Origin of the sequence: Leptolyngbya sp. FACHB-1624, assembly GCF_047649235.1 — a bacterium.
In the GTDB taxonomy this organism is placed as follows: domain Bacteria; phylum Cyanobacteriota; class Cyanobacteriia; order Leptolyngbyales; family Leptolyngbyaceae; genus Leptolyngbya; species Leptolyngbya boryana.
This window is the reverse complement of record NZ_CP180258.1, coordinates 6044343-6057613: the sequence shown is the minus strand read 5'-3', so window position 1 is coordinate 6057613 and position 13271 is coordinate 6044343. Positions and strand designations below refer to the sequence as shown.

6 protein-coding genes are annotated in these 13271 nt (G+C 46.2%); 3 read left to right on the top strand and 3 right to left on the bottom strand.

Annotated elements, in window-relative coordinates; all coding sequences use genetic code 11:
• Positions 1 to 4: 4 nt before the first annotated feature.
• Positions 5 to 1471, bottom strand: a complete 1467-nt coding sequence (locus tag ACMUEV_RS28785) for a proton extrusion protein PcxA (RefSeq protein WP_017285735.1) — start codon at positions 1469 to 1471, stop codon at positions 5 to 7.
• A gap of 165 nt (positions 1472 to 1636) precedes the next feature.
• Here ACMUEV_RS28785 and ACMUEV_RS28780 point away from each other — a divergent pair, with 165 nt between their 5' ends.
• From ACMUEV_RS28780 to ACMUEV_RS28770, 3 genes are all read left to right on the top strand, one after another.
• Complete coding sequence (locus ACMUEV_RS28780) at positions 1637 to 3697, top strand: recombinase family protein (protein WP_190650947.1); 2061 nt, start codon at positions 1637 to 1639, stop codon at positions 3695 to 3697.
• A 367-nt stretch (positions 3698 to 4064) separates the two neighbouring features.
• Complete coding sequence (locus ACMUEV_RS28775; protein ID WP_199329457.1) at positions 4065 to 4943, top strand: substrate-binding domain-containing protein; 879 nt, start codon at positions 4065 to 4067, stop codon at positions 4941 to 4943.
• A 2-nt stretch (positions 4944 to 4945) separates the two neighbouring features.
• The gene (locus tag ACMUEV_RS28770; protein ID WP_190650950.1) at positions 4946 to 6886 is read left to right on the top strand and encodes a sensor histidine kinase; all 1941 of its coding nucleotides are present in this window, start codon (positions 4946 to 4948) and stop codon (positions 6884 to 6886) included.
• A 62-nt stretch (positions 6887 to 6948) separates the two neighbouring features.
• On the opposite strand, the gene ACMUEV_RS28765 is transcribed toward ACMUEV_RS28770, so the two are convergent.
• The gene (locus ACMUEV_RS28765; RefSeq protein ID WP_190650953.1) at positions 6949 to 9807 is read right to left on the bottom strand and encodes a UPF0182 family protein; all 2859 of its coding nucleotides are present in this window, start codon (positions 9805 to 9807) and stop codon (positions 6949 to 6951) included.
• A gap of 200 nt (positions 9808 to 10007) precedes the next feature.
• The gene (locus ACMUEV_RS28760; RefSeq protein ID WP_190650957.1) at positions 10008 to 13196 is read right to left on the bottom strand and encodes an MFS transporter; all 3189 of its coding nucleotides are present in this window, start codon (positions 13194 to 13196) and stop codon (positions 10008 to 10010) included.
• Positions 13197 to 13271 lie beyond the last annotated feature (75 nt).

The following is a 13271-nucleotide window of genomic DNA, read 5'->3' as shown; positions in this document are numbered from 1 at the left end:
CCTTCTACTCATTCATCTCCCGATACGTCGCCACCGCAGACGGCGAGACACGATTTAGATACCGGAAAATCCAATACTTGAAAATCGTATCTAGAATCACTGGGAACGTTGCGATAAATAAGAAAATGAAATCGCGATTAGCAGGTAAGCCGAAATGTTTTGAAACGCTTTCAAGAATGATTTCCCACCCGTGGGGAGAGTGAAAGCCGACAAAGACATCGGTAAACAAAATGATGATAAATGCCTTAGCACTGTCACTGAGTCCGTAAACCGTCTCATCCATAAACGATTTGAGAATGTCGATCTCGCGTTTACCATTCAGTAAAATTAAGACAAATGCGATCGTGCCTGCGATATCAGCAATCCAATTTTTAATTGCATTCGCACTTTGAGTCGAAAAACTGGCTGCAATTTCAGTCGCTTTTTCTCGAACTCGCACCTCAACTTGTTCTGATCGCTCTTTGACTCTGGCTTCGCGTTCTTCAGCAGGCAAGGTTTCTCGTTCAAACGTCTCTCTGAGCAGATTTTCAAATTTCAGACGTTCCTCGAAGCCCTGCAATTCTCTCAGAGCTTCCTCTGCCATTTCGCCATTGAGAAAAATACGATCGGGGTTTTCAACTTTGAAATTCTGCGTAATCCACGCACCCGGAATCAGATAGTTCGATAATGCAATATTGCGAACCCCTTGCTGCACGAGCAACGGCACCAAAATCAAAATGAGAACGAATCGAACTGCTAATAAAGTTTTGACCTTTGAAACTCTGTAATTTTGTAGCACTTCGGCTTCGGATTTGGGATCGAGATCTCGCCTCAGCCGATTGAGCGTCGTGAGAATCGATCGAGGCAGTAACCCAGTTTTATCAGAAAGGCTTTCAAAATCTTCGGACTTTTCGGCTGCATTCGCTGGAACGTTTTGAGTATCCGCAACGGTAAGATTGGGGTCAGAATTCTTTTTGTCAGGTTTGGTTGTTTTATCGGGACTTCCATTCATTTCAACTGCAAGCATCGAAGCTGAAACTGCTTCTAACGTCAGTTGCTCCTCTGCATATCGCATCAACACTTCATCAATAAATCGCAGCTTTTCGAGCGTGATGGAGGGTTTATCCTGGACAGTCGGCACAAATCGATCAGTTCCTACCTCAGTAGTTTCGATCGTCCGTAATGTATCCGCCGTTTGATTGGGATTGGTAATCGCCAAGGCTGAACGACTGCGATGAAACTCGGTCAATCTCATCCGAATGTTTCGCAGATACTTCTGCAAATCTTTTTCAAAATAAGCGAGTGCATTCCCTCGAAGCTGAGTCGCACGAGGCGAAATTTTCTGTCCGCCGAAATGCTCATTCTCGATCGCCCTAATTTTAAGAGCCGCATCATAAGCCTGATCTAGCGCTCGATCTGGGGTTTCAAGATACCATTGTTCAGCACGCCGAACGTAGTTTCTCAATTGTGACAACAGCGAATTATTGTTCATAGCTCAAGACGTAGCAAGTGCAAGATCAAACATCAGTGGAGAAGCAGAGGCAAACTGCAATGATCGCTCTATTCTAAAACTGCTTTTTCAGAAGATCTAGAATACAAGAACATCTTTATCATTAAAGGTGAGCAACATCCTAGCAAATTGTGTTGAGGCGATTCCGTGCAAAAGCAAACAGTTCAATCTGTCTGGATTACAGGAGCCACTCGCAGCGGCAAAACAGATCGATTGGTGGCACAAGCTTGCGAATGGATGAAAATGAAGCGCTCTGGAATTTTAGTGCTGGCAGCGATCGGGGATAATCGTCTGGCATTGAGCGATCGCATTAGCGAAGCAACGCAAGGAAAATTTCCGTTTCGCGCGACAACGCCGCTCGGATTCTTTGAGGATGAAGTGACGCTTTTTTGGGCTTTGCTTGTACAACGCTTAGATCTGAAAGCTCAGTTTCCGCTGAGGTTGCGCCCTGAGAATGAACAGGAACTCGCGACCAAACTTTGGCGAGTGGAATTAGATCACGCAATCGCTGAAGCTGGCATTCCTGAAGCTAGATTAGTGCGGCGAGTTCTAGATTTGATGCAGCTTGCAGCCTTAAGTGGTTTGTTGATCGAGGAAATTCCAGCATTGCTCCATCAAGGCTTACTAAAAGTTGAAGGAAAAATTTCAGAATTAGCTTTGTCGCCAGAAACAATTGGAGAAATGATGCAGCGTTGGCGAGCCTGGTGCTTGCGGCGAGGATTGTTGACTTATAGCTTGATCACAGATTTGTACGGACGTTATTTACTCCATGATCCGGTATATCAGCAGCATTTGTTAGAGCGGTTTCAGGCGGTCGTCGCAGATGATCTCGATGAGTATCCGGCAATTGTGCGATCGCTGTTTGATTTTTTGCTTGATCGAAACATCCCTTGCGCGTTTAGCTTTAACCCGAATGGAGCGGTGCGATTAGGCTTGGGAGCCGATCCAGCTTACTTAGCACAGTTAAGCGATCGCTGTACAGTCGTGGAACTGAGCGATCGTACTCATCCTTGTTTGATCGATCAATTAGGAGAATCGATTTTAGATCTCGTTAGTGATCCGATCTTTTTTGCGAGCTTACCAGATTCGATTCAAACCCTTCAGACCACAACTCAGGCACAATTGATTCGCCACACCGCAGAAGTGATCATTAAAGGCGTGCAATCCGGGCAAGTCGAACCGCGCGAGATTGCTTTAATTGGGCCTGGGATTGATCCGATTTCTCGCTATGCGTTACGAGAAATTCTGACCCGCCAAAATATTCCAGTCGAGTTACTCAACGATCAGCGCCCTTTAGCCAGTAGCCCGATTGTGCGATCGCTGCTCACTTTACTGACGCTGATCTATCCAGGCTTAGGCAGAGCGACAAATCGAGATACGATCGCTGAAATGTTAGTCATTCTCAGTCAAAAAACTGAATTGACAACAACCTATGTGATTGATCCGGTTCGGGCTGGATTACTTGCTGATCATTGTTTCGAGCCACATCCAGACCAACCGCGTTTACTTGCTGCAAATACGTTTCCTCGCTGGGATCGTTTAGGGTATCAAGCCTCTGAAGCCTATGAGGGAATTGTGCGCTGGATTGAGTCACAGCGATCGCAGTTAGACCATCGTTTGATTGCTAGCCCGGTCGTCATGCTCGATCGAGCAATTCAGCGATTCTTTTTTGGGGGAAGTCATCTGCCTTTTGATCAACTGGCTGGACTGCGAGAATTGATCGAGACGGCTCAGCATTATTGGGAAGTAGACGATCGATTGCGCCGGAGCGATCTCAGTGATGCACCTCAATCGCTGACGGTGCGAAATTTTATTCAACTGCTCAGAAGTGGAGCGGTCACTGCAAATCCATTCCCAGTCCGGTTGATTGAGCCGAATGCGGTGACATTAGCAACGGTGTTTCAATATCGTTCCACTCGGCGATCGCATCGGTGGCAGTTTTGGCTAGATGCAGGCTCGTCACGTTGGTTAAGTGGAGTCGATTCACTATTTGCGGCTCCGTTATTTTTGCAAGATTGGTCAGGGCGAGTCTGGGATGTAGAAGATACTCAGATGATGAATGAACAACGATTACGACGCATTTTACTCGATCTACTAGCCCGTGCTGAGGAGCGCTTATTCTTGTGCTACAGCGACCTTTCGACGAGTGGAAAAGAGCAAACCGGAATTTTGACTTCGCTTGTGAATGCAGCCATTCCTTTAAGTTAAGCCCATGTCGCAATCACCATTTGCAAGCAACTCATGCGATGTTCTACATAGTCGTAGGAACGCTTCACGCCGAAGATCTGCTTGCCCTAATCCTGATAGCTGAGCGTCCAATCTAAACTGAGTGAAAAAGCTGAAATTTTCTCCCAGTCCCATAAGTGGGGACTTTGTTCTGCTCTTCCCCGACTTCTAGTCCAGAGCAGGTGAATGCAATGAACGAGAACCTTGAACAGTAGCTTGTTGCGGCTGGTGAATGATGAAAGATAGCGAATTTCGCAATCCTTATAATTTCTGTAACGAATACGCGCAACTTGTTCAAGTGAACGGGAACACTAGCACTGGCTTCTCCAATTCATTCCAATGATGAAACATGATGAAACGAACTCTTGTGATCCTGGCTTTAGGCGCATCGCTCATAGGGCTACCTAGCTGCTCAACTAGCCCAAATACAGCTTCCACAGCAACCGCGAGCAACACCCAAACTCCGATCAAAGCTGGAAGTTCTAGCAGTACAGTCAATTTGTTGAAAACGCTAAAAGCTGCCTATGAGAACACCAATTCGGATGGGCAAGTTACGCTCTTAGAACCTGGACAGTCGGAGAACATTATTGCTGGAATTAAGCAAGGATTAGTCGATATTGGGATAATTTCCAAAGTCCTAAAACCTGAAGAAACCGATGGCAACTTAGAATATCGTGAAGTTGCGAAAGATGCGCTCCTAGTTGCAACTCATCCAAGTGTGACGGGCATCAAAAACTTGACAACACAAGACCTTCAAGGCATTTACAGCGGCAGCATCACAAATTGGAAAGAACTGGGTGGAATTGATGCTCAAATCATCGTTCTAGATCGACCTGAAGATGAATCTGCTAAGCAGCTATTGCGTCAGCATTACTTAGGCAAAGAGTTGAAGAATGCACCCAACGCGATCATTATGCGAAAAGAAGGAGAACTGATTCAGACCTTACAAAGTACTCCTTATAGCATTGGCGCCTTCTCCCTGGCTTATGCCATTTCTAACAATTTACTGGTCAATCGACTGAGTCTAAACAACATTGAGCCGACTCCAGAAACCTTGAAAACAGGAAAATATCCCATGTTCCGCAGGATCAATGTGCTTTGGAATAAAAAGGCGTCTGAATCTACTCAAGCCTTCGTCAACTATGTCTTCAGCCCTCCTGGAGCCACCGTTCTAGAGAAAGCGGGCTTTGCTGCAACTGCTCCTCAAACTGCGATGTCGCAAAAGTAACAATGTTGAAAGCCAGATATGCCCAACTTTCCGTATCTGTCAAACTGCTAGCATTCCCTGTGATTCTTTTCCTTAGTCTGTGGACAGTAGGCACAATTTCGTTTGGTTACTTTGCTCGCAATAACTTAGAAAAAACTGCGCAAAAAGAAACGATTGATCTCGCTCAATTACTTCAACAAGACCTTCAGCAAAAGCAAAAATTGCTGAATTTAAAAGCGCGTTGGGTGAGCGATGAGAAACAGGTAACTGAAGTGATCGAATCGGGAGATCAAATGCAATCACTCCGCACTCTTCTACCGATTCAAGCTGCTCTAGAATTTGATTTGCTTAGAATTGTAGACTTGCAAGGACAAGCCCTTATATCTTCTCAACAGCGATCGCTAACTCAAGCTCAGTTTCCAGATCAAACGATCAACACAATAGCAAAAACAGGAGTTGCAGGATCTGGCATTCTGCTATCAACCTCGAAAACTTCATCGGCTTTGGTCAGTTTTAACACGATTAAATCTTCCAAACGAGTTCTGGCAAACTTAGTCGTTGGTATTGCGATCGACGATACATTTCTCCAGCAAATTCGAGGCAATACTTCAATGCATCTCGTTGCCTTGCAAGACGATCAAATCACTGCATCGACTTTGCCGCTCGATCGACACAAACTCTTAAAATTACCTCAAGCAAGTACCTCCCCCACTCGGATCGAAATTGCAGGAAAACCTTATCTCACGAAAATTGTTGAGATCCCTGGCTTCGATCAGACCACACTCAAAATTGCCGTACTGAAATCAGTTGAAGGTGCTGAGCAAACAATCTATCGGTTGTGGTTCATCATTGGAAGTTTTGGATTGCTAGGAGGCGGACTGATTATAGGTGTGATGATTTTAGGATTACGAGCGACACAATCCTTGAGTTATCGAATTCAAAAGCTTACACAAGCAACACAGCAACTTGCACAAGGAGAATTAACGACTCGGCTCCAAGTCGATACTCAAGATGAAGTCGGCGTGCTAGCAGAGGGCTTCAATACAATGGCAGAACAACTTGCTCTGCATGAGTATCAGCTCAAGCAAAAAATGCACCAGCTAGAAATGACGCTGGATGAACTGCATCGTACTCAAAGCCAGATGATTCAAAGCGAGAAAATGTCGGCTCTGGGGCAAATGGTGGCAGGAGTCGCACATGAAATCAACAATCCAGTTAACTTTATCCATGCAAACTTGGCTTACGTGGAGCAATATGTGCAGGATCTGCTCACAGTGCTTAATGCTTATCAAAGAGAGCACTTGCAACCCTCGTTAGACTTGCAAGCAGTAATTGATGAGACGGATCTTGACTTTCTGGTTGAGGATCTCAAGAGAATTCTTAAATCGATGAATGTCGGGTCGGGTCGAATTCAAGACATTGTGCTTTCATTACGCAACTTCTCTCGCTTAGATGAGGCAGAGTTCAAGCAAGTTGATCTCCATGAAGGGATTGATAATACGCTCATAATTTTGCAGCACCGTCTCAAGGCAAAACCGGGAAGGTCCGAGATCGAAATTATTAAAAACTATGGTCAGTTACCTCAAGTCGAGTGCTATCCAGGCTATCTAAATCAAGTGCTAATGAATTTACTAGCAAATGCGATCGATGCTTTAGAAGAGTTAGAACCGCGCGAATCATCCACTCCGGCTGCTCCGAAAATCCAGATTTCAACGCAATGCCTCTCAGAAAATTGTGTGCAAATTTCTATCTCAGACAATGGGGTGGGAATGCCAGAGAATGTGCGATCGCGAATTTTTGACCCATTTTTTACGACAAAACCTGTCGGTAAAGGAACAGGTTTAGGATTATCGATTAGCTATCAAATTATCACTGAGAAACACAAAGGCAGCATTCGTTGCGATTCGATCGAAGATGAAGGGGTAATGTTCACAATCGAAATTCCAATTCGCCACTCAACATAACTGTCGCCTTCAGAAGGCGCTTCTACCCAGCTAAATCGCAAGCTAATTTCGCGTTAGCACTGCTAGCGCACAGGTGATTCAACGGGACGAACAATCGGTTCAGGCGTGGGTTCGGCGCGGAAAATAGCCTGTAGAGCTTGCTCTAAGGATTCAGCCATCACAATGCGATTTTCATAAGCAACAATTACTCGAACTAAGGTCGGTAAACTGTTTTGATCAGCTTCTAGATAAAGTGGTTCAACATACAGCAGCGATTGTTCGATCGGAATAACCAGTAAGTTCCCTTGAATTGCTTTTGAGCCTTGGCGGTTCCACAAGGAGATTTGCTGAGAGATGACTGGATCTTGATTAATTCGGGCTTCAATCTGTTCAGTCCCAAAAATTAAACGCTCTTTAGGAAAGGTATAGAGTAACAATCGACCGTAATTTTCACCATCAGTACGGGCTGCTAGCCAAGCGACTAAATTCGTTCGCTGTCGAGGGGTATAGGGAAGCAGTAAAATGAACTCTTCAAATGGAACATTTGGTAAACTCGTAATCAAATAGTACGGTTCAACAGGTCGCGCTTCGTTGCCGTAAATTTCATTTGGAATTTGCCATTGATCCTCGCGATTGTAGAACACTTGCGGATCAGTCATGTGATAGGTCATCAAGCGATCGGATTGCAAATTGAAGAAGTCAACAGGATAGCGAATATGTTGCCGGAGTGCTGCTGGCATCGCGCTCAATGGCTTAAATAAACTGGGAAAAATCCTAGACCAAGTTTGAATCATCGGATCAGTGGGATCGGCGACATAGAAGGTAACAAATCCGTGATAAGCATCAATCACAACCTTCACAGAATTCCGAATGTAATTGATTCCTTCTACTAGGTCGGAATAAGGATAGTGATTGCTCGTAGTGTAAGCATCAACAATCCAGTAAAGATTGTTCTGAGCCGGAGCAGTGCTACTATCAGCAGCAACTAAGTAAGGATCGCGATCGTACATCAAAAAAGGTGCGATCTCTCGAATTCGCTGATTGATATTTCGGCGAAACAGGAGTTTGGTCTGTGGAGTAAATTCTCGCGTGACAAGGACTCGCCAATCTTTGAGATATACGGCAAACAATGCCCGTTGCCAGAGCGAATTTAATGCAATTCCGCCGCGTCCATCATAGGAATTATAGGTATTGTCACTTCCGCTCGGAAAATCTAGCTCTCGTTGGCGAGTTCCCGTCATGACATAAGGATCTGTAATTTCGCCATAGTAGATACGAGGTCGTTCGATCGGAATACTTTCTCGAATCGATGGACTTGACGTGACTAGCGCCCCTTCTCCCTCATTGCCAATATCTCTAACAAAGTATTCGGGAAGTCCTCCAGCAGCTACGGTATTTACTGGACTGACCGTAAAGCCATAGCCATGAGTATAGATTAAATGGCGATTTACCCAAGTTTGAGCTTCTTGCGGCACCGCGTTGTAATCTAATTCTCTCGCAGCAATCAGGACTTGCCGCTGTTCTCGCGGCGCAGTGGGTTCTGTCCGTAGAGTATAACGATCGATGTCTGCATCTGGAAATCGGTAGTACAGTCGAATCTGCTGAAGCTGACGGTTTGTGTCCAAAAGTGGACGTTGATCCCAAAGGCGAATATTGCGAATCGTGAGAGGATTGTTCCGCAGATCCGCTTCACTCAACTGTCCCTGTGGGTTAAACGTTTGAATATCAATATCATTCAAGCCAAACGCTTGCCGAGTTAGCGCGATCGTTCGCTCGATATAGGGACGCTCTCGAACCAGTTCATTCGGCTGAACTGCCACCGATTGCACAAGTTCAGGAATGAAAATTCCCGCGATCGCTAATACTCCATACACCACTAAGCCAATTCCAACCCAACGCCGCCGTTTGGATTGGGGCTGCCAAAAGATACAGCGTCCCAAAAGGTAAAGTGCAATTACACTCGCAGTTGTTCCTAGGGCAATATAAGCCGGGAGTTGGGCGACGACATCGGTATAGCTAGCTCCGAAAGATGCGCCTCTTCTGGAATATAGCAATTCATAGCAACTGAGCCAATAGCCAATTGTGATTGTTCCAATCACTCCAGCACTCACACCGAACAGATGACGTTGCTGTGGAGGCGAAAATCCAAGAAATCTACCTTCACTTAAACTATGTCCAGATGTGAGATAAGTTAAAGCAACAGCAATAAATCCATAGAGTGTAAGTCCAATCCACCAAAGAACTAAAAGCTCGATAAAGGGCAGTGTGAAAATATAAAATCCGATGTCGCGATTGAATAGCGGTTCAGTTGCATTAAATGCCGTGGGTTGAAGATACTGTAAGACCGTTGCCCAGTGTTGTGCAGCAATAAATCCGAGCAGAGCCGCAAAAACAACTGCGATCACACTCAACGTAAACTGCGGATAGACGAGTACAGCGATCGCTGCCAAAATTGCTCCAGATGTATACCCTACCTGTGTACTAATCTGCTGTCCAACTTGCCAAATTGCGAAGAGATTAAACATCGAAATGGGCATTGGCAGGTTGACCTCTCCAATCTGCCAGTACTGCACTGCGATTTGCCCGTAGTGAATGAGCATTAACGCAAGCAGCGAACTGAGTCCGAATGTAAGCGGCAACAGTGTTCTTAAGCGCAGGGGCAGAATCGAGAGCGGAGGTTTGCGAAGTTCCAGGGTATCCGTTTGAGGAGATGGATGTTTGAGTTGATTAGCTCGTTTCAGATTCCAGCGAAAATATGCGATCGTAATAGCTGTCACCCCAAGCCACAGTAATCCTTGAGTCGTAAGTCGGAGCAGAAAGACTGGGAGATAGCTGACTTCCTGAAACCAGAGAAGTTCTGCTCCGAAGCGCGCTATGACATCCAGAAGAATCCATCCTCCGAAGCACAGAATCAGAAATCGCAAGAAAATCTGTTTGAACACGGTGACTGAGGGTTAATCAAAAGAAAGCATGACTAAGCCTAGCACTGATGGCAGGGTTACAGAGAAATGTAGGGTCAAGATATGTAGCGATCTGATTTAGGACTGGAGAACCCATTTCAACTCTGAATCTATAGCTATCCCCAAACTGCGCGATGGCAATTTGGGGATAGGAGCTAATTAGAGAGAGTTCATCTCAATACTTAGATGCCAACGGCGATCGCACCTGCTAAGGCTGATGCACCTGCTGAAACAAGAGCTGTGCCGAACAACCACCAAGCCGCTGTTTCTGCGGCTTTGCGAGTTTCTTCAGCCTGTTTTTGCGCTTGGCGTTTCACTTCTTCTAACCGCATTTGAGCTTCGGTCTGGAACCGCTCAGCTCGGCGTAAAACCGTATTCCGAGTATTTTCAACGCGATCGATAATCCGATTCGCCTCGGCTTCTGAAATGTCATCGCGGGAAGACAGCAAGGCGACGAGCGTATCGCGATTAAAGCTGCCTAAGCGATCGCGCAATGCCTCAAAACCTGCCTTCGGATCGTGGAACAAGGTGCGGAGATCATCGCTGATGCCGTCATAGTTCAATTCGGGGCGATCCATCGAATTCAGGTAATCCCGAATGCGATTGAGAATGCCATCAATCACGCTCTGAATCCGCGTTTGAATCGCTTGAATTTGAGCGGTGAATTGATCGCGAACCGAGAGGACTTGATCGACCACGCGGCTGGCTTCTTCCTCGGTCATGTCCTGACGCTGCGCGAGCAACGCAATCATCGTTGCACGATCGATGTGAGATAAGCGATCTCCGAGCAGATCGAATCCAGTTCTCGGATCTCTCAGCAAAATCGTTAAATCGCGCTTAATTCCATCAGGATTGAGTTCTTCTTTGTCCGTGTTCCGCAGATAGTTCTCAAAGGTCGATTGGAAGTCTTGCACGCGATGCTGAGTTCGAGAAGCCAAGCGACGAGGAGCACGCACGATGCTACGAATCGAAGTTTGAACTTGATCGACCATGCGGTTTGCTTGTTCTTCTGTTAAATCAGGGCGCTGAGCAAGCAGTTTGACGATCGTGTCTCGATCCACTTGCGATAATCGCCGACCTAAGCGATATGCACCTGTTTTCGGATCATTGAGTAATATCGTCAAATCGCGCTTAATCCCTTCTGGATCAAGCTCAGAGAGATTCGTATTACGAAGATAAGTTTCAATCGTCGTCGTGACACTATCAACTTGATCTTTCGCTTTACTAACGGCAATTTGAGGCGCATGAAGAATGTTATGGCGAACGTCTTCAAGCTGGCGAACGATGCGATCGGCTTCTTCAGGAGTCAAGTCTTGACGCTGACCGAGCAGTTGCACCAAGGTATCGCGATCGAATTGGCTTAACCGTCCTCGCAGTGCCGAAGCTCCAGCCTGTGGATCATCGAGCAACAATCGGAAATCGCGCTTGATGCCTTCAGGATTCAATTCGTTCTTATCTGTATTGCGCAGGTAAGATTCCACTCTCAATCGTAGGGCTTCTGCTTCAGAACGCACTCTGTTCTGAACGTCTTGAGCAGAATTCAGCACGCGATCGCGTGTCGATTCAAATCGACCCACAATGTTATCCGCTTCTTCAGGAGTCAAATCTTGCCGTTGACTGAGCAATTGCACCAAAGTATCGCGATCGAAATGGCTCAACCGAGTTCTCAGCGCGTCATAACCCGCTTCCGGATCATCGAGCAGAAGCGCAACTTCACGCTCGATCGCATCAGGATTCAACTCATCTTTGTTGGTATTGCGCAGATAGTGCTCAACCCGACTTCTGAGATCCGTCGATTCGGACTGTTCTTCTGCCTGCTGAACTGTACTCAGCACAGTTGAGCGAATGACTTCAAGCTGATCGGCAATTTCCGCAACTCGTGCCACAGGTAAGTCGCCGCGTTGCGTTAGCAGGTTGACAAAATCACCACGATTGAGGCGTTCTAATTCGCGTCTCACCACAGCCGGATCAGCTTCTGGATCATAGAGAACTTCACGAAATTCAGTCTCTAAAGTCTCACGATTAAAGTGCCAAGCATAGCTATTTAACAGATAGTTCTCAACGTCAGCTTTAATCGGACTGAAGCCAGAAGTTGCTTTCTCAGCGACATTCTGTGCGCCTTGAGTAATCTTGTCTCTTGCACTTTGAAGCTGTCCCATGATCTTTTCAACATCGAGATCAGAGAGATCCGTCCGTCCCATGACCGTTCCCATCAACGTTGAGAACCCGAACTGCATCGCACGATCAACTAAGCTCGGTTGCTCTGCTTTATTCGATTGTGCTAGCGAAGATAAAGTATCGCGCATTCCCGAAACTTGATCTTGCTGAGTGTTCTGCAAGATTTGACCTTGACGGCGCACTTCTTCAGTCAGTTGATCCAAGCGGCGACTGAGTTCATTCGTATCGACTTGCCCCGATTGAACAGTTTTCAGATACTCAACGAGTTCTTGAGTTGGGTCTTGGCGAGGTTGATAGCGTCCGATCGTGTCTTTCCAAACTGAATCTAATTGATCAACCAATCGAGCCGCGTCTCTCTTCGAGAGATCTGTCCGGTTGCTGATCAAATTCACAAACGTATTGCGATCGACACTGCGCAATCGATCGATCACATCAGCAGGCGATCCTGTACCCACAATATTCTGGAGTTCAGGGTCATGCACCAGCTTTTCCAACTCGCCTCGAATATTGCGAAAATCCAACTGTTGCGGACGAATCCGCTCTAGATAGTCTTCTAATGAATCGCGCACACTTGCTGGATCAAGCCCAGATCCCAATTCTCGTCGCACGGCGGCGGCAGCGGCTTCAGCGGTCGAAACAACCTGCTGATTCACCGCTCTTGCTCCCAGTGCTGCGGTTGCAGTTCCAACGATCGCTTGGAAGCCTGAAGTTGCCGTATTAACGACAGAACCGATCAATGATCCAACTGTCGTCGAACTGACCCAAACCAATAGGGTAAAGTAGGCAGCCCAGATGACAACACCAATGATCGCACCCAGACTAGCAGTGGTCAACAAGCTCAATTTCACAGCTAATAAGCAAGCAATGAACAATGAAATGGACACTGTAATCAGCGTCCACATGCCCACTGCGAATCCGATTTTGCGAATCGTTCCGCCACCATTGCCAGAAGCATGATGATCATCATCATCTGAAGATCGTCCGAGATACGAAATCCCAGCCGCGACAGAAAGATTTGTAAACAGTAATTGAAATGCAAACGCTAATACAATGCCTGAAATTAGAGCGACAAAGAATCGAGGACCTGAAAACACCAATGCAGCTTGCTCTGGTGTTGACACCCGTCCGTCGATCGGAACCTGCGCCAGAAAACTCTGACCGAGTTCCAATGTTAAATTTGTTACTTGACTCATAGAAATTCCCTCATCAGACTTCGCCTAACACAACATCTGTGTCAGTGAGGCTGCAATTTTGAAACACTACCTTTG

Excerpts from the sequence above, each read along its gene's own strand:
- ACMUEV_RS28785 (WP_017285735.1), bottom strand. The coding sequence starts at position 1,471 with ATGAACAATAATTCGCTGTTGTCACAATTGAGAAACTACGTTCGGCGT.
- ACMUEV_RS28770 (WP_190650950.1), top strand. The coding sequence starts at position 4,946 with ATGTTGAAAGCCAGATATGCCCAACTTTCCGTATCTGTCAAACTGCTA.
- ACMUEV_RS28760 (WP_190650957.1), bottom strand. The coding sequence starts at position 13,196 with ATGAGTCAAGTAACAAATTTAACATTGGAACTCGGTCAGAGTTTTCTG.
- ACMUEV_RS28775 (WP_199329457.1), top strand. The coding sequence starts at position 4,065 with ATGATGAAACGAACTCTTGTGATCCTGGCTTTAGGCGCATCGCTCATA.